At 65.2% G+C, this 21,469-nt stretch carries 17 protein-coding genes and 9 tRNA genes; 1 reads left to right on the top strand and 25 read right to left on the bottom strand.

The window, feature by feature from the left end; genetic code table 11:
• Positions 1-32: 32 nt before the first annotated feature.
• The 9 genes from AC1DYK_RS23070 to AC1DYK_RS23030 form a co-directional block, all read right to left on the bottom strand.
• Positions 33-98 (bottom strand) — tRNA-Leu (locus AC1DYK_RS23070).
• A gap of 209 nt (positions 99-307) precedes the next feature.
• On the bottom strand, positions 308-880 hold the full coding sequence (locus AC1DYK_RS23065) for an HNH endonuclease (protein WP_478168415.1): 573 nt from the start codon (positions 878-880) through the stop codon (positions 308-310).
• Between the two features lie 65 nt (positions 881-945).
• On the bottom strand, positions 946-1,137 hold the full coding sequence (locus tag AC1DYK_RS23060) for a short-chain dehydrogenase (protein WP_478168414.1): 192 nt from the start codon (positions 1,135-1,137) through the stop codon (positions 946-948).
• A gap of 112 nt (positions 1,138-1,249) precedes the next feature.
• A tRNA-Arg gene (locus AC1DYK_RS23055) sits at positions 1,250-1,326 on the bottom strand.
• Positions 1,327-1,334: 8 nt separating this feature from the next.
• A tRNA-Asp gene (locus AC1DYK_RS23050) sits at positions 1,335-1,410 on the bottom strand.
• A 6-nt stretch (positions 1,411-1,416) separates the two neighbouring features.
• Positions 1,417-1,492: transfer RNA gene (locus tag AC1DYK_RS23045), tRNA-Pro, on the bottom strand.
• A gap of 11 nt (positions 1,493-1,503) precedes the next feature.
• Positions 1,504-1,580 (bottom strand) — tRNA-Glu (locus AC1DYK_RS23040).
• 9 nt (positions 1,581-1,589) lie between these two features.
• Positions 1,590-1,665: transfer RNA gene (locus tag AC1DYK_RS23035), tRNA-Trp, on the bottom strand.
• An 18-nt stretch (positions 1,666-1,683) separates the two neighbouring features.
• A tRNA-Leu gene (locus AC1DYK_RS23030) sits at positions 1,684-1,760 on the bottom strand.
• Positions 1,761-2,510: 750 nt separating this feature from the next.
• Here AC1DYK_RS23030 and AC1DYK_RS23025 point away from each other — a divergent pair.
• A complete protein-coding gene (locus AC1DYK_RS23025; protein WP_478168413.1) occupies positions 2,511-2,888 on the top strand; it encodes a hypothetical protein in 378 nt (125 codons plus the stop codon).
• A 178-nt stretch (positions 2,889-3,066) separates the two neighbouring features.
• On the opposite strand, the gene AC1DYK_RS23020 is transcribed toward AC1DYK_RS23025, so the two are convergent.
• From AC1DYK_RS23020 to AC1DYK_RS22945, 16 genes are all read right to left on the bottom strand, one after another.
• Positions 3,067-3,142: transfer RNA gene (locus tag AC1DYK_RS23020), tRNA-Phe, on the bottom strand.
• A gap of 18 nt (positions 3,143-3,160) precedes the next feature.
• Positions 3,161-3,856, bottom strand: a complete 696-nt coding sequence (locus AC1DYK_RS23015; protein WP_478091800.1) for a response regulator — start codon at positions 3,854-3,856, stop codon at positions 3,161-3,163.
• Between the two features lie 78 nt (positions 3,857-3,934).
• Complete coding sequence (locus AC1DYK_RS23010) at positions 3,935-6,259, bottom strand: sensor histidine kinase (RefSeq protein WP_478168412.1); 2,325 nt, start codon at positions 6,257-6,259, stop codon at positions 3,935-3,937.
• Positions 6,256-6,834: a DUF4390 domain-containing protein gene (locus AC1DYK_RS23005; protein ID WP_478168411.1), complete on the bottom strand. Its 579-nt coding sequence runs from the start codon at positions 6,832-6,834 to the stop codon at positions 6,256-6,258. The genes AC1DYK_RS23010 and AC1DYK_RS23005 overlap by 4 nt, the downstream gene beginning before the upstream one ends.
• A 34-nt stretch (positions 6,835-6,868) precedes the next feature.
• Positions 6,869-8,221 (bottom strand): 16S rRNA (cytosine(967)-C(5))-methyltransferase RsmB, encoded by a 1,353-nt coding sequence (rsmB, locus tag AC1DYK_RS23000; protein ID WP_478168410.1) that lies wholly within the window; start codon positions 8,219-8,221, stop codon positions 6,869-6,871.
• 51 nt (positions 8,222-8,272) lie between these two features.
• Positions 8,273-8,884 (bottom strand): LemA family protein, encoded by a 612-nt coding sequence (locus tag AC1DYK_RS22995; RefSeq protein ID WP_478168409.1) that lies wholly within the window; start codon positions 8,882-8,884, stop codon positions 8,273-8,275.
• Positions 8,885-8,968: 84 nt separating this feature from the next.
• Positions 8,969-13,207: a DNA-directed RNA polymerase subunit beta' gene (rpoC, locus tag AC1DYK_RS22990; protein ID WP_478168408.1), complete on the bottom strand. Its 4,239-nt coding sequence runs from the start codon at positions 13,205-13,207 to the stop codon at positions 8,969-8,971.
• Positions 13,208-13,227: 20 nt separating this feature from the next.
• Entirely contained in the window at positions 13,228-17,352 is a 4,125-nt protein-coding gene (gene rpoB, locus AC1DYK_RS22985; protein WP_478168407.1) for a DNA-directed RNA polymerase subunit beta, read from the bottom strand.
• A 260-nt stretch (positions 17,353-17,612) separates the two neighbouring features.
• Entirely contained in the window at positions 17,613-17,987 is a 375-nt protein-coding gene (gene rplL / locus AC1DYK_RS22980) for a 50S ribosomal protein L7/L12 (protein WP_055801198.1), read from the bottom strand.
• A 38-nt stretch (positions 17,988-18,025) separates the two neighbouring features.
• A complete protein-coding gene (gene rplJ, locus AC1DYK_RS22975; RefSeq protein WP_478088598.1) occupies positions 18,026-18,559 on the bottom strand; it encodes a 50S ribosomal protein L10 in 534 nt (177 codons plus the stop codon).
• Between the two features lie 257 nt (positions 18,560-18,816).
• Positions 18,817-19,515 carry a 50S ribosomal protein L1 gene (rplA, locus tag AC1DYK_RS22970; protein WP_442285264.1) on the bottom strand — a complete coding sequence of 233 codons (699 nt, stop codon included), beginning with the start codon at positions 19,513-19,515 and terminating at the stop codon, positions 18,817-18,819.
• On the bottom strand, positions 19,516-19,947 hold the full coding sequence (gene rplK, locus AC1DYK_RS22965; RefSeq protein ID WP_007831051.1) for a 50S ribosomal protein L11: 432 nt from the start codon (positions 19,945-19,947) through the stop codon (positions 19,516-19,518). It abuts the gene before it with no gap.
• Positions 19,948-20,098: 151 nt separating this feature from the next.
• On the bottom strand, positions 20,099-20,701 hold the full coding sequence (gene nusG / locus AC1DYK_RS22960) for a transcription termination/antitermination protein NusG (protein WP_478168406.1): 603 nt from the start codon (positions 20,699-20,701) through the stop codon (positions 20,099-20,101).
• On the bottom strand, positions 20,701-21,084 hold the full coding sequence (secE, locus tag AC1DYK_RS22955) for a preprotein translocase subunit SecE (RefSeq protein WP_442285261.1): 384 nt from the start codon (positions 21,082-21,084) through the stop codon (positions 20,701-20,703). Before secE ends, nusG begins: the two co-directional genes overlap by 1 nt.
• A 137-nt stretch (positions 21,085-21,221) precedes the next feature.
• Positions 21,222-21,297: transfer RNA gene (locus AC1DYK_RS22950), tRNA-Trp, on the bottom strand.
• 13 nt (positions 21,298-21,310) lie between these two features.
• The coding region (locus tag AC1DYK_RS22945) for an EF-Tu C-terminal domain-related protein (protein WP_478168459.1) at positions 21,311-21,469 on the bottom strand (159 nt) is incomplete at its 5' end.

Raw genomic sequence — 21,469 nt, 5'->3', positions numbered from 1 at the left:
ACCCTTCGATCGCTGGATTTGGAATCCAGGTTTGGAGCAGGATTCGAACCCGCGACAGACGACGTTTGAGGTCGTTGCTCTACCCAACTGAGCTATCCAGTGGTGGTCATCCGGGAATCGAACCCGGCACCTCGCGGTGCAAACCATCGATGACCGGCATCGGCTGATTCCAACGGCGCGGCATGTACGACATCCACGGACGAATCCGGATGACGTACACCGGCGGGGCGGACTTTCGTCCGAACCCCTGGCCCGTGAGCGTTCGCTGTCCTCAGCAGATTCTTTGACTCCCGAGCGGAGACATTCCTCAGCTCAGGCGCGATCCTCTCGGCAGGCGCGCGGCCAGCCATTCGTGCACGTCGGCGCGGATGCGCCGGCCTTCGAGCAAGAATCCCTCGAAGCGGCTCGGCACGTACGGCAAGTAGACGAGCGGCATGCGCGCTTCCTCCGGCGTGCGGTCGGCCTTGCGGCCGTTGCACGCACCGCAGGCGCTGACCAGGTTCATCCAGGTCCAGCGTCCACCGCGCGATTCCGGCACGATGTGCTCGCACTGCAGATGGCGCTCCGCGAAGCGCTGGCCGCAGTAGGCGCACGTCATCCGGTCGCGACGGAACAGCTTGCCCTTGCCGAAGGCGGGCGCCACGTCGAACAGGTTGACGCGCGAAGCGCCGTTGAGCGCAATGATCGGATGCACGTCGATGACCGACTGCCGGCCGCGCGCGACATTGAAGCCGCCGCGCAACGAGGCCAAAGGACCGTCGCCGTCGACCCACGCGACCGAACCCGTGGCCACATGGAGCGCCGCGTGCTCGAGCGAGATCCACGCCTGCGGCGTGCCCTGGAGGTCGAGTTGCAGCACGTGGCTGTGGTGTGGGTGCATGGGTGGCCTCCTTTCATGGCCGGGTCGGTTCGGGAAGAATCTGGCAAACGAATGCTCGGCCGTGTTCACCACTCGCCGATCTCTCGCACGCGCTGGTCGAGGTCCATGCGCTCGAAGCGTTCGCGCGCACGTAGATTGGCTGTGTGCCGGTGGCCGGCCAAGGTCGCGAGCCCCTTCACCACGGCGAGGACCACCGGGTTGCGCGGCTTGGCGGGCTGCACGACGATCGTGCGTATCGGGGTGTGGCGTCTGCGCATGGTGGCTCCTGTGCTGAGGTTGAGGATGAAGGCGTGGATCGGAGCCGAGAAGCGGTCTCTGCGGACTTGCAGTCCGCTGCAGTCGCCAGTGCTGCTCACGATCCATGAAGGCTGGTCCCACGTGCACGACTCGAACGTGCAACCCCCTGCTTCGTAGGCAGGTGCTCTGGTCCATTGAGCTAACGCGGGAGAAATGCTGGCGTTCCGCAGGGGAGTCGAACCCCTGGCTTCCTCCTGGACAGGGAGGCACTCTGGCCACTGAGTGAGCGGAACAAGGTCTGGTCCGTGCGGCAGGTCTCGAACCTGCGGCCTCGTGCTCCCAAAGCACGCGCGCTGCCTGCTGCGCCACACACGGAAATCTGAAGCTGGCGTCTCGTGCGGGGGTCGAACCCGCGATCTTCGGGATGAAAGCCCGATGTCCTTGGCCACTAGACGAACGAGACAAGAAGAGTTGGCGCGCGTGGAAGGAGTGGAACCCTCGACCGCTGGTTTTGGAGATCAGTGCCCTGCCAATTGAGCTACATACGCACGGACTGAAACGACAAGTGGTGCCCCAGGGGAGAGTCGAACTCCCAGAATTCCGCTTCTAAGGCGGACACGTATGCCAGTTCCGTCACCGGGGCTTGAATGATCCATTTCGGTTGTGCCCTCACGCGATGAGCAACGCGTCGAGCGCGCTGCCCCGTCGACATCGCTGCACAGGGATGGTCCACGTCCCTGCACATCCCGCCAGGCCGTCCACGCGGCTGATCCCTGGCGGTGTGGTGAAGACACACCCGAAATGGAGCGGACACCGGGCACAAGGCCCGGGTTCCGCATCATGCGAAGCGGCGATCCGATCCAGTGTTCGGTCGCGCCTCGCAGCAAGTTTTTAATGAACGTCCACCGGGTCGAGACCATGGTGTTGTGCAGCGCGATCACTGCAAGAGGCAGGCGATGACGATGCATGGCACTGCGAGATGTGGGCGGCATGCCGCTCGTTGAAAAACAAAAAGGCCCGGAACCTTTCGGTGTCCGGGCCTCTGCAAAAGAGAGCTTGAAGGTACGCGCCTACGCGCGCCCTCCACCCGGTGGCACCTGATCCTCATGCGCTTGCGCCCACAAGTCGGCGTGCGTGGCGTGCATGGGGCTTAGGCGCAGATCGAACGTCGACGGCAGGTTGCCGAGTTCGCCGCACGACGAGACGCGCACGAACGTCCGGCCCGATGCGGGTCGAATGCTGGTGAGACTCGGAGCTGCGTTCACGATGGTTCCTGCTTGCGTTGATGAAATTCATGCGGCCGAAGCCGCGAAGGAAGTGGACTGTAAATAGTCTTTACTGAGGCGTCAACAGGCCCGACAATCTTTTCCTGTCTCGTTGTTGTTTTTGAACAGTGCTCCCTCTCACCGTCATCCGTCGCCGCAATGCGCTGCTGCTCCATCGGCGCTTTCTCGAACAGGCGATCGCCGCCGGCCTGCCGGCCAAGGGGCTGGACCAGGCCTTTGCGAAGAAGCTCGAGATCTCGCCCAGCATGTGGAGCCAGATCAAGAGTTCGCGGCCCATTGGCGACACCCTGGCTCGGCAGATCGAGCGGCACTGCGATGTCGATGCCGGCTGGCTCGACAAGGAAGACCTCGTCGCCGATGCGCCGGATCCCGCGGAGGAGCGCTTCATCGCTGCCGCGCGGCAGGCTTGGCGGGGGGCCAATGCAAAGGGAAAGCGGGAGCTGAGTCGACGGATTCGGGACTTGGTGCTCCCGCAGGGTTCCTGAGGCGCTCTTTACGCTGTCACTCAAGCGGTCCGGATCGAGCAGCTGTTCGGTGCGTGACGCCTTGGAAGGCGGTGCCGGATGATCGCTCCCCAGGAGCGCCTTTGGGCATTCCGTAGAAGCCGTCGCCAGATGTAGGAACGCCCCAGAACCCGAAAAGGGCGCTGGGGCGCTTGGAATTTGGTGGCCTGGGGCGGAATCGAACCACCGACACGCGGATTTTCAATCCGCTGCTCTACCAACTGAGCTACCGGGCCTTGGTGTGCAGCCCGCGATTATACAGCGCTTCGGCGGCCTCGTGAAAGATCGACGCCGAGTTGCTTGAGTTTTCGATAGAGGTGGGTGCGTTCGAGGCCGGTCTTCTCGGCCACGCGGGTCATCGAGCCGTTCTCCATCGCGAGGTGAAATTCGAAGTACGCCTTCTCGAAGCCGTCGCGCGCGTCGCGCAGCGGGCGATCGAGGTCAAAGCTTTGCGTCGACTGCGGGCCCAGGTCCGCGGCCTGCAGCTGCGGCGGTGCCGGCACCAGGGCACTGTCGCCGACGGTGGTCACCACGGCGGCGAAGCTGCTCGCCGGCGGCACCACGCTGGCGGCGGCACGGCGCGCGCTTTCGCGCGCCAGCCCCTGCTCGACCGCCTTCAGCAGCTTCTGCAATGTGATGGGCTTCTCGAGGAAGGCGAAGGCACCGATGCGTGTGGCATCGACCGCCGTGTCGATCGTCGCGTGACCGCTCATCATGACCACCGGCATGCTGAGGAGGCCGGCCGTCGACCATTCCTTGAGCAACGTCACGCCGTCGGTGTCGGGCATCCAGATGTCGAGCAGGACGAGGTCGGGCCGGGCCCGCTGTCGCGCCGCCCGCGCTTCGGCCGCGTTCTCGGCGAGCTCCACGTTGTGGCCTTCGTCATTGAGAATTTCGAAGAGCAGGTCCCGGATGCCCAGCTCGTCGTCGACCACGAGGATGTTTGCCATGTGTGCTTGAGTTGTGCGCGTTTGTATTTTGAGTGATCGGTCCGTTTGCCGGTCCATTTGCCGCGCGCCGGCAAGCGCTCAGGTGATGGATGACTTCGAATCTTCGGTGTGAGCAACCGCTCCCTGCGGCTTCGCTGCAAGCGCGAATGATAACGAGACTTGCGCGCCAGCCACAGCCCCGTCGACGATGCGGTTCGAAAGTTCGATCCGGGCCCCGTGTTCGTCGGCGATCTTCTTGACCACCGCCAGGCCCAGTCCGGTGCCCTTCGCCTTGGTCGTGACATAGGGCTCGAAGGCCCGCTTGAGGATGTTGTCGGCGAAGCCCGGGCCGCTGTCCTGCACCGTGAGTCGCACCCGCTGCCCCGATTCGCCCAACCGGGTGCGGATCACGACCTCGCCGCCCTGCCCGGTGCGCCCGGCATTGGCCTCTGCCGCATCCTGGGCGTTTTGCAACAGGTTGTGAATGACTTGCCGGATCTGCTGTTCGTCGGCGCGGATCGGCGGGCAGCGCTCGTCGAGTTCGGCCTTGAGCGCGACGGCGGCGTGTTCGGGCGGATAGAGGTGCATCACCTCGGTCACCAGCAGGTTCAGATCGACCGGCCGGAGGTCGGCCGCCGGCAGCCGCGCGTAGTCGCGGAACTCGTTCACCAGGCGCTTCATGGCGTCGACCTGGTCGACGATGGTCTTGACCGACTTGGTGAGGATCGCCTGCTCGGGGGGCGCGACCTTGCCCGAGAGCTTCATTTCGAGCCGCTCGGCTGAAAGCTGGATCGGCGTCAGCGGATTCTTGATCTCGTGCGCCAGCCGGCGCGCCACCTCGCCCCAGGCTTGCGCACGCTGGGCCGAGACGATCTCGGAGATGTCGTCGAACACCAGCAGCCGCTCGGCGCCCGGCAGTTCGGCGCCGCGCGCGACGATGTTGATCGCGTCCTGCCCCATCGCGTCGCCGCCCGCGTGCAGTTCGAACGCGTGCTGCCAGTGGTCGAGCCCGTGCTGGAGACGCTCGACCTCGAAGTCGTCGAACTGCTGCTGCACGTTCTGCGCGAATTCCGCCAGGCCCGGGACCTCGGCCAGCTGCTGGCCTTCGAAGGCCGCCAGCGGCGCCCGCAGCACCCGGGTGGCGCCCGGATTGGTCGAGAGGATGAAGCCCTGGGCGTCGAGCACGATCACGCCCGAGGTCAGGTTGTCCAGGATGGTCTGCAGGTTGGAGCGGGCGGCGTCGAGCTCGCCCATGGTCTTTTCGACAGCGCCGCGCGCATCGGCCAACTGCTGGGTCATGGTGGCGAAGGAGCGCGTGAGGCCGCCGAGTTCGTCCCGGCCTTGCAGCACGGCGGTGGGCCGCAAGTCGCCGCCTGCCACCTGGCGCACGCCGTCGGCCAGCACCAGCAGCGGCCGTGCCAGCCGGGTGCCGAACAGCACGGCCAGCAGCACGGCGCCGAACACGGCCAGGAACAGCGTCAGCGTCAGCGTGCCGATGTACATGCGGCGCAGGCCTTCGCGCGCCAGCGCCCGCTCCTGGTATTCGCGGTTGGCCTCTTGCACCGCCAGGGCGTTGCTCACCACGGCCGGGGGCAGCGGCTGCGTGACCTGCAGGAAGCGCGGCTCGGTGTTGAACTCGAAGCCCTGGCTCTGCACCAGCGCCAGGGCCCGCACGCTGGCCACGGGCGTCGGCGCGCCCGGCACCGGCGTCTCGTCGAGGCCTTCGATGTGGGCGACGGCGCGGTCGGCACGCACCTGCCGCAGTTGCTGCTGCGTCGGCCGCTCGGGGCTGAGCTCGAAGCGCGACGCGCCCGCACTGGCCACCAGCTGGCCGCTGCCGGTCCAGAGGATGACGTCGGTCGCGCCCAACTGGTCGCGGATGCGCTCCAGCACCAGCCCGGCGCGGGTGTCCGGCACGTTGGCCAGCTGCGCGCTGGCCGTCCGCGTCTTGCTCGCGAGGTCGTCGGACAGCGAATCCAGCGTGGCGCGGCCGAGGTTCAGGCCGGCGTCGAGCGCCCCCTCGACCTTGACGTCGAACCAGCTTTCGATCGAGCGGGCGACGAATTGATAAGAAACGACGTACACCAGCATGCCGGGCACGACGCCGACCAGCGCGAAGATCGCCGCCAGGTTGATCAGGAGCCGGCTGCCGAACTTGCCTTGCCGCAGCCGCCGCAGCAGCCGGAATGCGACCCATCCGATCACGAGCACGAGCGCCACCGCCACCACCACGTTGATGCCGAACAGGCGGGCGTAGTTGCGCTCGTAGAAGGCGCGGTTGTTGGTGGCCTGCGCCAGCAGGAACATCAGCACCAGGCCGATCGCCGTGACCAGCGCCGCCACCACGCCGATGGCCCAGCGCACGGCGCGCGAACGTCGCGCCGCCGGCGACGCCCGCGGGGTGGCCCGCGGGTCAGTGCTCACTTCAGTTTCTCCAGCGGGAGCCGGACGCTTTTCTCGGCCGAGATGTTCCAGTCGGACTGGCCGACCGCGCCGATCTGGAACGGGCGCGGCAACTGGGAGGTGTCGAGGCGGAAGTGGAAGGCCACCGGGTGCGTGGCATCGTCACCGATCTCGGCCAGGTCGCCCAGGCGCATGCGCCCGACCCGGCTGATGACCTCGAGGGCATCGGCCAGGGTGTCGAAGTTCTGGTTCAGCGAGACGCCGAAGCCTGAATTGGTGATGGGCACGGGAGACACGTTGAGGCGCCATCGGCGGGTCAGGGGCTGGTAGGCCAGCCGCATGTATCGCGCCGCCTGGGCCATTTTGAGATCGGTCCAGTACCAACGTTCCCGGTACAGCTCGGCCTCGGCGACGAAATAGATCGCGATGCCTTTCTCGAGCACCTCCTCGACCACCGGCGGCAGGTCGAATTGCACCTGGGCCGTGAGGTAGACGCCGTCGTCCGCCTGCTCGAGCCGCAACTGGGTGACCGCCGTGCTGCGCGAGTCCGCCCGGGCCGGGCCCGCCAGCCAGACCGACAGAGCCCAGACAAGCACCAGGAGCGCGGCCAGCCGAGCCGGCCAGCGCCTTTCAGCGTGGCAGCTTCTCGAGCAGCGCGTAGAAGAAACCGTCGTGATCACCCAAGGCATTGTCCGGGACGCCGCGCGCATTGACCCCGCTTTGGGGTAGCAAATGCCCGGGCGAGGGCAGCAATCGGGCATCGGTGTTGTGTGCAAGGAACGCCTCGATCTGGTGCGCGCCCTCCTCCAAAAACACCGAGCAGGTGCAATAGAGCAGGCGGCCGCCCGGCCGGACCAGCGGCCAGAGGGCGGCCAGCAGCATCGCCTGCTGCACCGCCAGCTGTTCGATGTCGCTCTCGCGGCGCAGCCAGCGCACGTCGGGATGGCGCCGGACGATGCCCGAAGCCGTGCACGGCGCGTCGAGCAGGATGGCGTCGAAGGGCTGGCCGTCCCACCAGGCCGCGGGCCGCGAGGCATCGGCAACGACTACTTTGGCACTCAAGCCCAATCGGGACAGCGTGTCGTCGATGCGGCGGCTGCGCACGGCGTCGACTTCCAGCGCCGTGACCTCGATCGCGGCGCCGCCCGCCACTTCGAGCAGGTGGGCCGTCTTGCCGCCCGGCGCGGCGCAGGCGTCGAGCACCCGCAGCGGCGCGGCACCGCGCAGGTCGAGGCCGGAGAGCAGCAGCGGGGCGGCGATCTGCGCGGCCGCATCCTGCACCGAGCATTCGCCCTCCAGGAAGCCCGGGATCTGGGCCACCGGGCGAGCCCGCGCCAGCTGCAATCCACTGGCGCCGACCGGCACGGCCATCAGGTCCACCGCCGCCAGCCCCTGCCGGAAAGCGGCGACATCGGTCTTCTGCAGATTGACGCGCAGGGTCATCGGCGCCTGCGTGTTGTCGGCCGCCAGCACACGCTGCCAATCGCGCGGATGCTGGCGCCTGAGCCGTTCGATCCACCAGCGCGGATGGTTCCACTGCGCGACCGGCTCGCGCTCCGTGATCGCCACCAGTTCGTCGCGTTCGCGCAGGAAGCGCCGCAGGCAGGCATTGATGAAGCTGGCCTGGGCCCGGGTGGCCGGGTTGCGCTTGGCGGCCTCGACCGCCTGGTCGACCAGCGTGAAGGGTTCATAAGGCGAGCGCTCGGCGTCCCAGGCCAGCGCGAGCGCGGTGCACAGCAACGCATCGGCCGCCGGCGGGGGCGTGCGCTTGGCGAGCTGGCGGCGCAGCGCCTCGGCCCGGCCGAGCCAGCGCAGCACCTGGAAGCCGAGCGCCTGCACGCCGGGCCGCAGCGCCGGCTCGACGGCCTCGAAGGCGACGGCGCCCGAGACGCCGCTGCGAATCGACGCCAGCGACGCAGCGGTGAGCTGCAACTGGCGCCACAAGGGCGGCGAACCGGGGATGGAGTCTGGAAGATCTGGCAACTTGAGGTCGATGGTAAGGGCGGGAAGCGCAGGCGGACACCTGCGCCACGTTCAACGCAGCGGGGCTGCGGGTCTGAGCTGCATGATCCACGCCACCAGCAGGGCGGGAAACTGTCCGATCGCCGCGTTGTACTGCGCCACCGCCAGATTGAACTGGCTGCGGGCGATTTCCGCCGCGGCGGAGGGCTCGGGCCAGGCGATCGGTACGCTGTCGGCCAGCGGCTCGACCCTGCCGGGGAGCGGCACCGGCCGCGACAGCGTGCCATCGGCGTCGAAGCTGACGACCGCGTCCGGGTGCAAACGCTGCCACGCCGCCAGCAACACGTGCAAGGCGGTGCCCAATGCGGCAATGCCGGCCGGGTCGAGCGCCCGCAGCCGAGTGGCGGCCAGCAGGGTCGCGAGCTGGCCGGCTGCGGCCTGCAGCGAGGCGCCGGACGGCGGTGGGCCGGCAGGTGCGGCAGGTGCGGCGGGCGCGGCTGCTTCGGCCTCGGCCGCCCGCGCCAGCACGAACTCGAGCTGCCGCACCAGCGCGGCGTCGAGCGTCGCATAGGCCTGCAGGGCCGCGGAGCGCAGCCGCACCAATCGGTTGTAGGCGCCGACGAACCAGAACAGCGCCAGCGCGCCGCCGATCCAGAACGGCAGTGAATCGGGCAATCCGCTCATGGCAGGGGCGAAAAAGGAAAAGCCCCCGATCCGCGGGCGGAAAGGGGGCTTCGGGTTCCGGTCATGGCCGGAGATGCTAACCAGTTATTCGGTCGCGGCGCCTTCGCTGGCGTCGACCGCGGTGGTCACTTCCTCGGCGGCGCTGTCGGAGCCGGCCAGTTCGGCCGCTTCCGACTCGGCGATCGCGCGGCGCTCGGCCTCGTCCATCGCGTCCTTGACCTTGCGTGCCTGGTGGTACGCCATGCCGGTGCCCGCGGGGATCAGGCGGCCGACGATGACGTTTTCCTTCAGGCCGCGCAGCTCGTCGCGCTTGCCCATGATCGCGGCTTCGGTCAGCACGCGCGTCGTTTCCTGGAACGATGCGGCGCTGATGAAGCTGTCGGTCGACAGCGATGCCTTCGTGATACCCAGCAGCAGGTTGGTGAACGTCGCGGGGATCTTGCCAGCGGCGCGCAGGGCGTCGTTGGTGTTGAGCATTTCGCTGCGTTCGACCTGTTCACCGGCGATGTAGTTGGTGTCGCCGACGCTCTCGACCACGACCCGGCGCAGCATCTGGCGAACGATCACCTCGATGTGCTTGTCGTTGATCTTCACGCCTTGCAAGCGGTACACGTCCTGCACTTCGTCCACGATGTAGCGCGCCAGTTCTTCCGAACCCAGCAGGCGCAGGATGTCCTGCGGGTCCGCCGGGCCGTCGACCACGCTTTCGCCCTTGTTCACCACCTGGCCTTCGTGCACCAAGATGTTCTTTTCCTTCGGCACGAGGTCTTCCCAGACGGTGCCTTCGGGGTCGGTGATCTGCAGGCGGATCTTGCCCTTGGTCTCCTTGCCGAACGACACGGTACCGGTCATTTCGGCCAGCATGCCCTTGTCCTTCGGCGAACGGGCCTCGAACAGCTCGGCCACGCGCGGCAGACCGCCGGTGATGTCGCGGGTCTTCTGGCCTTCGACCGGAATCCGCGCCAGCACTTCGCCGGGGCCCACGTCCTGGCCGTCGCGCACCTGCACCAGCGCGCCGATCGGGAAGCCGATCGTCACCGAGTGGTCGGTGCCGGGGATCTTGACCTCGGCGCCCGAGGCGTCGATCAGCTTCACTTGCGGACGCACGACCTTGGCAGCGCCGCGGCGCTTCGGATCGATCACCACCAGCGTCGACAGGCCGGTGACTTCGTCCACCTGCTTGGCGACCGTGAGGCCTTCCTCGACGTTCTCGAACTTCGTCTGACCGGCGAATTCCGTGATGATCGGGCGCGTCAGCGGATCCCAGTTGGCCAGCACGTGGCCGGACTTGATCTGCTGGTCGGCCTTGACCGCCAGGATGGCGCCGTACGGCACCTTGTGGCGCTCGCGCTCGCGGCCGTGCTCGTCATGGATGACGATCTCGCCCGAACGCGAGATCACGACCAGCTCGCTCTTGCTGTTGGTCACGTAGCGCATCGTGGCATTGAAGCCGATCGAACCGTTCGACTTGGCTTCGACGCTGGAGGCCACCGCCGCACGCGAGGCCGCGCCGCCGATGTGGAAGGTCCGCATCGTCAGCTGCGTGCCGGGCTCGCCGATCGACTGCGCCGCGATCACGCCGACCGCTTCGCCGTTGTTGACCAGGCCGCCGCGGCCGAGGTCGCGGCCGTAGCACTTGGCGCAGATGCCGAAGCGGGTCGCGCAGGTCAGCGCCGTGCGCACCTTGACTTCGTCGACGCCATCGGCCTCGATCGCGTCGATGACGTCCTCGTCGAGCATGTCGCCGGCATTCACCAGCACGGCACGCGTTTCGGGGTGCAGCACGTCTTCCGCAGCGGTACGGCCGAGGATACGGTCGCGCAGCGATTCGATCACTTCACCGCCTTCGACGATGGCGCGCATCAATGCGCCGTCGTGGGTGCCGCAATCCTGCTCGATCACGACCAGATCCTGCGTCACGTCGACCAGGCGGCGCGTCAGGTAGCCGGAGTTCGCGGTCTTCAGCGCCGTGTCGGCCAGACCCTTACGGGCACCGTGGGTGGAGATGAAGTACTCCAGCACATTCAGGCCTTCGCGGAAGTTCGCCGTGATGGGCGTCTCGATGATCGAGCCGTCGGGCTTGGCCATCAGGCCCCGCATGCCGGCCACCTGGCGGATCTGCGCGGCGGAACCGCGAGCGCCCGAGTCGGCCATCATGTAGATCGAGTTGAACGACTCCTGCTCGACTTCCTTGCCGTGGCGGTCGATGACGGTCTGCTTCGACAGCTTGGCCATCATGACCTTCGACACTTCGTCGCCGGCCTTGCCCCAGATGTCGACCACCTTGTTGTAGCGCTCGCCGGAGGTCACGAGACCGGAGACGTACTGCTGCTCGATCTCCTTCACTTCCTTGGCCGAGCGGTCGATGATGCCGTGCTTCTCGGCCGGCACCAGCATGTCGTCGATCGCGATCGAGATACCGGCCTTGGTCGCCAGGCGGAAGCCGTTCTGCAACAGCTTGTCGGCGAACACGACGGTCTCTTTCAGGCCGCACTTGCGGAACGAGACGTTGATGAGCTTGGAAATCTCCTTCTTCTTCAGCGCCTTGTTGATGTTCGAGAACGGCAGGCCCTTCGGCAGGATCTCGGACAGCAGCGCACGGCCCACGGTCGTGTCCACCAGCGAGGTCGACGGCACGAACGCGCCGCTTTCCTTGTCCTTGGTGTACTCGGTGATGCGGACCGCGACCTTGGCGGTGAGCTCGACCACGTTGGCGTCGAGCGCGCGCTGGACTTCACCGATGTCGGAGAAGACCAGGCCCTCGCCCTTGGCGTTGATGCGGTCGCGGGTCGTGTAGTACAGACCCAGCACCACGTCCTGCGAAGGGACGATCGACGGTTCGCCGGACGCCGGGAACAGCACGTTGTTGGAGGCCAGCATCAGCGTGCGGGCTTCCATCTGCGCTTCCACCGACAGCGGCACGTGGACGGCCATCTGGTCGCCGTCGAAGTCGGCGTTGAAAGCCGCGCAGACCAGCGGGTGCAGCTGGATCGCCTTGCCTTCGATCAGGATCGGCTCGAAGGCCTGGATGCCCAGGCGGTGCAGCGTCGGTGCGCGGTTCAGCATCACCGGGTGTTCCTTGATCACTTCTTCAAGGATGTCCCAGACCACCGGCGTGCCCGATTCCACTTCCTTCTTGGCCGCCTTGATGGTGGTCGCGATGCCCATGGCTTCGAGGCGCGAGAAGATGAAGGGCTTGAACAGCTCGAGCGCCATCAGCTTCGGCAGGCCGCACTGGTGCAGCTTGAGCGTCGGGCCCACCACGATGACCGAACGGCCCGAGTAGTCGACGCGCTTGCCCAGCAAGTTCTGGCGGAAGCGACCGCTCTTGCCCTTGATCATGTCGGCCAGCGACTTCAGTGCGCGCTTGTTGGCGCCCGTCATGGCCTTGCCGCGACGGCCGTTGTCCAGCAGCGAGTCGACCGCTTCCTGGAGCATCCGCTTCTCGTTGCGCGCGATGATTTCCGGCGCCTTCAGTTCGAGCAGGCGGCGCAGGCGGCTGTTGCGGTTGATGACGCGACGATAGAGGTCGTTCAGGTCGGAGGTCGCGAAGCGGCCGCCGTCCAGCGGCACCAGCGGACGCAGGTCCGGCGGCAGCACGGGCAGCACTTCGAGCACCATCCAGTTGGGCTTGATGCCCGACTTGCGGAAGGCTTCCAGCACCTTGAGGCGCTTGGAGTTCTTCTTGACCTTGACTTCGGAGCCGGTCAGGTCGCCGCGCAGACGCTCGATCTCGCTGTCGAGCTCGATGCCTTCCAGCAGGTCCTTGATGCCTTCGGCGCCCATCTTGGCGATGAACTCGTCGCCGTATTCCTTGCGCTTCGCGTCATAGTCGTCCTCGGACATGATGCCGAACTTCTTCAGCGGGGTCATGCCGGGGTCGGTGATCACGTAGGCTTCGAAGTACAGCACGCGTTCGATGTCGCGCAGCGTCATGTCGAGCACCAGGCCCAGGCGCGACGGCAGCGACTTCAGGAACCAGATGTGGGCGCAGGGCGCGGCCAGGTCGATGTGACCCATGCGCTCGCGACGCACCTTGGTCTGCGTGACTTCAACGCCGCACTTCTCGCAGATCACGCCGCGGTGCTTGAGGCGCTTGTACTTGCCGCACAGGCACTCGTAGTCCTTGATCGGGCCGAAGATCTTGGCGCAGAAGAGACCGTCGCGCTCGGGCTTGAAGGTCCGGTAGTTGATGGTCTCGGGCTTCTTCACTTCGCCGAAGGACCACGAGCGGATCTTCTCGGGCGAGGCCATGCCGATGCGGATGGCATCGAAATGCTCGTCCGGCGTGAATTGCTTGAACAGGTCGAGTAATGACTTCATGTGACTCTTTCCTTGTTTGCTTATGAGCGTTCCAGTTCAATATCCAAGCCAAGGGAACGGATTTCCTTGACCAGCACATTGAACGATTCCGGCATCCCGGCTTCGATCGAGTGTTCGCCCTTGACGATGCTCTCGTAGACCTTGGTACGGCCCTGCACGTCGTCGGACTTCACCGTCAGCATTTCCTGCAGCACGTAGGCGGCGCCGTAGGCCTCCAGCGCCCACACTTCCATTTCACCGAAGCGCTGGCCGCCGAACTGCGCCTTGCCGCCCAGCGGTTGCTGCGTGACCAGCGAGTACGGGCCGGTCGAGCGGGCGTGCATCTTGTCGTCCACCAGGTGGTGCAGCTTCAAGAAGTGCATGTAGCCGACGGTGGTCGGACGTTCGAACTGGTCGCCGGTGCGGCCGTCGTACAGGTAGGCCTGGGTGCGTGTCTCGGTCAGGCCCTTGAGCTTGGCGATCTCGTCCGGATAGGCAAGCTTCAGCATGCCGCGGATTTCCTCTTCCGAGGCACCGTCGAACACCGGCGTCGCGAAGGTCACGCCGCTCGACAGGTTGGCCGCCATCTCGAGCACGTCGGAATCGCTGAGCTTGCTCAGGTCTTCCTTGCGGCCCGAGCCGTTGTACATCTCGTCCAAGAACTTGCGCAGCTCGGCCACCTTGGCCTCGGCCTGCAGCATGTCGCCGATGCGCTGGCCGATGCCCTTGCCGGCCCAGCCCAGATGCACTTCGAGCACCTGCCCGACGTTCATCCGCGAGGGCACGCCCAGCGGGTTCAGGCAGATGTCGCACGGCGTGCCGTCGGCCATGTGGGGCATGTCCTCGACCGGAACGATCTTCGACACCACACCCTTGTTGCCGTGGCGGCCGGCCATCTTGTCGCCGGGTTGCAGGCGGCGCTTGACGGCCAGGTAGACCTTGACCATCTTGAGCACGCCCGCGGGCAGCTCGTCGCCCTGCGTGAGCTTCTTGCGCTTCTCTTCGAACGCGAGGTCGAAGCTGTGGCGGGTCTGCTCGAGCGAGTTCTTGATCGACTCGAGCTGGGTCGCCACTTCGTCTTCCGCCGGGCGGATGTCGAACCAGTGGAACTTCTCGATCGACGTCAGATAAGCCTTGTCGAGCTTGGTGCCCTTGGCCAGCTTGTTCGGGCCGCCGTTGGCGACACGGCCGGTCAGCAGCTTCTCGATCCGGTCGAAGGCGTCGGCTTCGACGATGCGAAGCTGGTCGTTCAGGTCGAGGCGGAAGCGCTTGAGCTCGTCGTCGATGATCTGCTGGGCGCGCTTGTCGCGCGTGATGCCTTCGCGGGTGAACACCTGGACGTCGATCACGGTGCCTTGCGAGCCCTGGTCGACGCGCAGCGAGGTGTCCTTCACGTCGGAAGCCTTCTCGCCGAAGATCGCGCGCAGCAGCTTCTCTTCCGGCGTCAGCGTGGTCTCGCCCTTCGGCGTGACCTTGCCCACCAGCGTGTCGCCCGGCTGCACTTCGGCGCCGACGTAGATGATCCCGGATTCGTCCAGGCGGTTGAGCTGCTGCTCGGCCAGGTTCGGGATGTCGCGCGTGATTTCCTCGGCACCGAGCTTGGTGTCGCGGGCCATCACCACCAGTTCCTCGATGTGGATCGAGGTGTAGCGGTCTTCGGCCACCACGCGTTCGCTGATCAGGATCGAGTCTTCGAAGTTGTAGCCGTTCCAGGGCATGAACGCGATCAGCATGTTCTGGCCGAGCGCGAGCTCGCCCAGGTCGGTCGACGCGCCGTCGGCGACCACGTCGCCCTTGGCGATCTTGTCGCCGCGCTTGACGATCGGACGCTGGTGGATGTTCGTGTTCTGGTTCGAACGCTGGTACTTGATCAGGTTGTAGATGTCGACGCCGACTTCACCGGCGGTGGCTTCGGCATCGTTGACGCGGACCACGATGCGGGTCGCATCGACGTAGTCGACGATACCGCCGCGGGTGGCCGTGACCACGGTGCCCGAGTCGACCGCGGAGACGCGCTCGATGCCGGTACCGACGAACGGCTTTTCCGGGCGCAGCACAGGCACGGCCTGGCGCTGCATGTTGGCGCCCATCAATGCGCGGTTCGCATCGTCGTGCTCCAGGAAGGGCACGAGCGAGGCCGCCACCGACACGATCTGCGCCGGCGACACGTCCATGTACTGCACGCGCTCGGCGCCGACCAGGATCGATTCGCCGGTTTCGCGCGCCGACACCAGGTCGCCGGTCAGGCGGCCGTCCTTGTCCAGGGCCGCATTGGCCTGGGCGATGACGTACTTGCCTTCCTCGATGGCCGACAGGTAGTCGATGTCCATCGTGACCTTGCTGTCGACCACGCGGCGGTACGGCGTCTCGATGAAGCCGTATTCGTTCAGGCGGGCGTACAGGGCCAGCGAGTTGATCAGGCCGATGTTCGGGCCTTCAGGAGTTTCGATCGGGCACACGCGGCCGTAGTGGGTGACGTGCACGTCGCGCACTTCGAAGCCGGCGCGTTCGCGGGTCAGACCGCCCGGGCCCAGGGCCGAGACGCGACGCTTGTGCGTGATCTCGGACAGCGGGTTGGTCTGGTCCATGAACTGCGACAGCTGCGAGGCGCCGAAGAATTCCTTCAGCGCGGCCGAGATCGGCTTGCTGTTGATCAGGTCGTGCGGCATCAGCGGCTCTTGTTCCGCTTGACCCAGACGCTCCTTCACGGCCTTCTCGATACGTGCCAGGCCGGTGCGGTACTGGTTCTCGGCCAGTTCGCCGACGCAACGCACGCGGCGGTTGCCCAGGTGGTCGATGTCATCGACTTCGCCGCGGCCATTGCGCAGGTCGACGAGGATCTTGACCACGGCCAGGATGTCCTCGTTGGTCAGCACCATCGGGCCGGTCGACTCGTCGCGGCCGACCTTGGCGTTGAACTTCATGCGGCCGACGCGCGACAGGTCGTACGTGTCCGGGTTGTAGAACAGGCGCTGGAACAGGGCCTGCACCGCGTCTTCCGTCGGCGGTTCGCCGGGGCGCATCATGCGGTAAATGGCGACGCGGGCGGCGAATTCGTCCACCGTCTCGTCGATGCGCAGGGTCTGCGAGATGTAGGCGCCCTGGTCGAGTTCGTTGGTGTAGATCGCCTGCACGTCCTGCACGCCGGCCGTGCGCAGCTTCTTCAGCAACGCTTCGGTCAGTTCGTCGTTGGCCTTGGCCAGGATTTCACCGGTGTCGGGGTCAACGATGTTGCGGGCCACGACGCGGCCGACCAGGAAGTCTTCCGGCACGCTGATGTGCGTCGTTTCCGACTGCTCGAGCTCGCGCGTGTGGCGCGCGGTGACGCGCTTGTCCTTGGCGACCACGACCTTGCCGGCCTTGTCGGTGATGTCGAAGCGGGCGACTTCGCCGCGCAGGCGCTCGGAGACGAACTCCATCTGCGCGCCGCTGTCCATCAGGCGGAAGTTGTCGTTGACGAAGAAGTTCGCCAGGATCGATTCCGGGTTCAGGCCGATGGCCTTGAGCAGGATCGTGACCGGCATCTTGCGGCGGCGGTCGACGCGGAAGTACAGCATGTCCTTCGGGTCGAACTCGAAGTCGAGCCACGAGCCGCGGTAGGGAATCACGCGGGCCGAGAACAGCAGCTTGCCCGAGCTGTGGGTCTTGCCCTTGTCGTGCTCGAAGAACACGCCCGGCGAACGGTGCAGCTGCGACACGATCACGCGCTCGGTGCCGTTGATGATGAACGAGCCCTTGTCGGTCATGAGCGGAACTTCGCCCATGTAGACCTCTTGCTCCTTGACTTCCTTGACCACCTTCGACTGCGAGGTCGACGACTCGCGGTCATAGATGATCAGCTGGACCTTGGCGCGCACGGCCGAGGCGAAGGTGAGACCACGGGTCTGGCATTCGCGGACGTCGAAGGCGGGTTTCGCGAGGTTGTACTCGAGGAACTTCATCTCGACGAAACCGTTGTGCGAGACGATCGGGAACGCAGCGTCGAACGCGGCCTGCAGACCTTCCACAGTGCGTTTCTGGGGCGCGATGCCGGCTTGCAGGAACGCGGTGTACGCGTCTTTCTGCATCTGCAGCAGGTAGGGGATTTCGACGACGCTGTCGCGGTTGCCGAAATTCTTTCGGATACGCTTGCGTTCGGTGTAACTGTACGTGGACGTTTGGGCCATGAGAGCTCCGGAGCTTGAGATCTTCAGCGACGTTGTGAGGTGCCTGAGCACCACTCTCCTTGGCGGCTGGCCACTACCAGCCCTGGCGGACGGCGATGCGTTGCACATCGCCCGAACCAAGGGGGTCTTCTGCAGTCGGGGTCAGAAGACACTCAAAAATCGTCTTGTTTTCGGGGCAACAAGCCGGCTTTTGGGTGCGCTCTGAAAGCGGCAAAGGCTGGAGGGCCTTTCGGCGCCTCCAGCCCTTCAGGGAAACTGAATTACTTCAGTTCCACCTTGGCGCCGGCATCTTCCAGCTTCTTCTTGGCGGCTTCAGCGTCAGCCTTCGACAGGCCTTCCTTGACGGCCTTGGGAGCGGCTTCCACCAGGTCCTTGGCTTCCTTGAGGCCCAGGCCGGTGATTTCGCGCACGGCCTTGATCGCCGACACCTTGTTCGCGCCAGCATCCATCAGCATGACGTTGAATTCGGTCTGCTCTTCGACCACTGCTGCAGCGGCGCCACCGCCGGCTGCGGGAGCCGACATGGCGGCGGCGCTCACGCCGAACTTCTCTTCGATGGCCTTGACCAGGTCGTTGAGTTCCAGGACCGTCATGCTGTCGAGCGCGGTCAGAAATGCGTCTTTATCGAATGCCATTTTTGTTTCCTAAATAAGTTGGGTCAAAAGTCGCGCGCTCAAGCGGCGACTTCTTCTGCGGCGGGAGCTTCCGCCTGTGCTTCGCCACCACCACGCTTCTCGGCCAGCGCCGCGAGCACGCGGGCGGTACGAGAGATCGGGGATTGCATCAAGCCCAGCAATTGCGCCAGCAGCACTTCCTTCGAAGGGATGTTGGCCAGTTGCTTCACGCCGTCGACGTCCAGGGCCTTGCCACCGAATGCGCCGCCGCGAATGACCAACTTGTCGTTGGTCTTCGCGAAATCGGCCACCACTTTCGCGGCAGCCACAGCGTCTTCGGAGAAGCCGTAGATCAGCGGACCGGTCATCTGGTCGCCGACGATCTCAAACGCGCTACCAGCGACAGCACGGCGTGCCAGCGTGTTCTTGAACACGCTGAGAGTCACACCCTTGCTGCGCGCTTCGTTGCGCAGTTTGGTCATGTCGGCCACCGTGATGCCACGGTATTCCGCCATCACGAGCGTTTGAGCTTTTGCGGCGAGGCTGGTCACATCACTGATGACCGCTTCTTTCTCACTGCGATTCAGACTCAAGGTCTACTCCTTTTCAATGCGATCCTCGGCGAAAGCTTCGGATCGCGCTTCATGCAGCGACCAACTGTTTCGGAACAAAAATTCAAATTCCTTGCAGTGGGGTCGCCATCTGCGCTGGCTGCTCGACGAAGGTCGGGCGATTAAGTGCAGGCAACCTGCACACCAGCGGTCTTGGATGGCTCGCGGCAACCGAAGCTGCCACGACCCACCACATCCGCCTCACCGTTTGACGGGCGAGGCAAATCTCATCAACGCTCTCAGCTCGCGGCGATGGTTTGCGTGTCCACGCGGACACCCAGACCCATCGTCGACGACACGGCGACCTTGCGCAGGTACACGCCCTTGCTGGTCGCCGGCTTGGCCTTGACCAGGGCTTCGATCAGCGCGGCGAGGTTGCCCTGCAGCTTGTCGGTGTCGAACGAACGGCGGCCGATCGTGCCGTGCACGATGCCGGCCTTGTCGACGCGGAACTGGACCTGGCCAGCCTTGGCGTTCTTGACGGCGGTCGCGACGTCGGGCGTCACGGTGCCGACCTTCGGGTTCGGCATCAGGCCGCGGGGGCCGAGGATCTGGCCCAGCGTACCGACCACGCGCATCGCGTCCGGAGCGGCGATCACGACGTCGAAGGGCATGTCGCCAGCCTTCACCATCGCTGCCAGGTCGTCCATGCCGACGATGTCGGCGCCGGCGGCCTTGGCTTCTTCGGCCTTGGCGCCCTGGGCGAACACGGCCACGCGCTTGGTCTTGCCGGTGCCGTTGGGCAGCACGACGGCGCCACGCACGACCTGGTCCGACTTCTTCGCGTCGATGCCGAGCTGCACCGCGACGTCGATGGACTCATCGAACTTGGCGGTGGCGGCTTCCTTCACGAGACCGATGGCATCGGCCAGTGCGTACAGCTTGTTGCTGTCGACCTTGCCCACGAGGGCTTTTTGCTTCTTGGTGATCTTGGCCATTTACACGCCCTCCACATTCACGCCCATCGAGCGGGCCGAGCCGGCGATGGTGCGAACCGCGGCGTCCAGATCGGCAGCGGTCAGGTCCTTCATCTTGGCCTTGGCGATTTCCTCGAGCTGTGCGCGAGTGATCTTGCCGACCTTGTCCGTGTGCGGACGTGCGGAACCCTTCTCGAGCTTGATCGCCTTCTTGATCAAGGTGATCGCCGGCGGCGTCTTGATGATGAAGGTGAAGCTCTTGTCGGCGAACGCGGTGATGACCACCGGCAGCGGCAGGCCCGGCTCGACGCCTTGGGTCTGCGCGTTGAACGCCTTGCAGAATTCCATGATGTTCAAACCGCGCTGGCCCAGCGCGGGACCGATCGGCGGTGAGGGATTGGCTTTACCAGCTGGGACTTGCAGCTTGATGAAGCCGACGATTTTTTTCGCCATGCTTTACTCCTTGCGGGTGATGACGCCTTGGCTTTTTCAGCCGCAGCTCCCCGGGGTTAAACGACTCTTTCCAACCAGTGTTCACGCCGAGTCGGAGGGGCGCAAACCACAAAAGTTCAAGGCCAGGGCACCTGGCCTTGTTATCGTCTGTCTAGGTTTTTTCGACTTGACTGAATTCGAGTTCCACAGGCGTCGCGCGGCCGAAGATCATGACCGACACGCGCACCTTGCTCTTCTCGTAGTTGACTTCCTCGACCGTGCCGTTGAAGTCGGTGAACGGGCCTTCCTTGACGCGCACGAACTCGCCGACAATGAACTCGACCTTGTGGCGCGGCTTCTCGGTGCCCTGCTGCATCTGGTTCACGATGTCCTCGACTTCCTTCTGGGAAATCGGGGCCGGACGGTTCTTGGCGCCGCCGACGAAGCCCGTGACCTTGTTGGTGTGCTTCACCAGGTGCCAGCTCTCGTCGTCCATGATCATCTCGACCAGGACATAGCCCGGGAAGAAACGACGCTCGGTGGTGCGCTTCTGGCCGTTCTTGATCTCGACCACTTCTTCGGTCGGCACCAGGATGCGGCCGAACTTGCCTTGCATGCCGGCACGGTTGATGCGCTCGAGAATGTTGCGCTCGACGGCCTTTTCCATGCCGGAATACGCATGCACCACGTACCAACGCAGGTCCGGGTTGCTCGCGGGGGCCAGCAGCGGATTGATTTCCGGCGTGGCTTCTGCTTCGACGGCTTCGTCAGTCATTATTTTCTCCAGCCCAGAATGAGGTCGAAAAACACCCATTCGAGCGTCTTGTCGGTGAGCCAAAGGAAGATGGACATGATCGCCACGAAGGCGAACACGTAAGCCGTCATCTGGATCGTTTCCTTGCGCGTCGGCCAGACAACCTTCTTGACCTCGCGCCACGAATCGCGGCCGAAGGCCCACAGCTGGCGGCCGCTCTCGGAGCTTCCAAACGCACCCACGGCAGCCGCGAGACCGACCAGCAAAGCGACCCACTGCACCACCGCGCCCTGGCGCGAGAGCAGATAGAACGCCACGATGGCGCCCACCGCCAGCACGACGGCCGCGGCCAGCTTGGCCTTGTCCGCGTTGGTACTGACGGTTTCGATTTGAGAAGTGGCCATCTTGGGCTGTGTTCCTACGGCCTTGCGGCCTTCAAATTCAATGCGTCGTCTGAGACGCCGAAGCCCGTCAGGCTATGACGGGCTTTTTTTGCCTTCCCGCCGGGCTATGGCGGGCTTGCTTTGCGGAGCCACCTAAGTGGCAGGGGCAGTAGGAATCGAACCTACAACCTTCGGTTTTGGAGACCGACGCTCTGCCAATTGAGCTATACCCCTGTGGAATCCGTGATCAGATGTCTAGGATCTTCGCCACGACGCCCGAGCCCACGGTGCGGCCGCCTTCACGGATGGCGAAGCGCAGGCCTTCTTCCATCGCGATCGGGTTGATCAGCTTGACCGTGATCGACACGTTGTCGCCGGGCATGACCATTTCCTTGTCCTTCGGCAG

The organism is Variovorax sp. P2_H12, from assembly GCF_056403395.1.
This window is presented reverse-complemented; position numbering and strand designations above follow the sequence as displayed.

Excerpts from the sequence above, each read along its gene's own strand:
- AC1DYK_RS23065 (WP_478168415.1), bottom strand. The coding sequence starts at position 880 with ATGCACCCACACCACAGCCACGTGCTGCAACTCGACCTCCAGGGCACG.
- AC1DYK_RS23060 (WP_478168414.1), bottom strand. The coding sequence starts at position 1,137 with ATGCGCAGACGCCACACCCCGATACGCACGATCGTCGTGCAGCCCGCC.
- AC1DYK_RS23015 (WP_478091800.1), bottom strand. The coding sequence starts at position 3,856 with ATGGCAAACATCCTCGTGGTCGACGACGAGCTGGGCATCCGGGACCTG.
- AC1DYK_RS22995 (WP_478168409.1), bottom strand. The coding sequence starts at position 8,884 with ATGAGCGGATTGCCCGATTCACTGCCGTTCTGGATCGGCGGCGCGCTG.
- rpoC (WP_478168408.1), bottom strand. The coding sequence starts at position 13,207 with ATGAAGTCATTACTCGACCTGTTCAAGCAATTCACGCCGGACGAGCAT.
- rpoB (WP_478168407.1), bottom strand. The coding sequence starts at position 17,352 with ATGGCCCAAACGTCCACGTACAGTTACACCGAACGCAAGCGTATCCGA.
- rplL (WP_055801198.1), bottom strand. The coding sequence starts at position 17,987 with ATGGCATTCGATAAAGACGCATTTCTGACCGCGCTCGACAGCATGACG.
- rplA (WP_442285264.1), bottom strand. The coding sequence starts at position 19,515 with ATGGCCAAGATCACCAAGAAGCAAAAAGCCCTCGTGGGCAAGGTCGAC.
- rplK (WP_007831051.1), bottom strand. The coding sequence starts at position 19,947 with ATGGCGAAAAAAATCGTCGGCTTCATCAAGCTGCAAGTCCCAGCTGGT.
- nusG (WP_478168406.1), bottom strand. The coding sequence starts at position 20,701 with ATGACTGACGAAGCCGTCGAAGCAGAAGCCACGCCGGAAATCAATCCG.
- secE (WP_442285261.1), bottom strand. The coding sequence starts at position 21,084 with ATGGCCACTTCTCAAATCGAAACCGTCAGTACCAACGCGGACAAGGCC.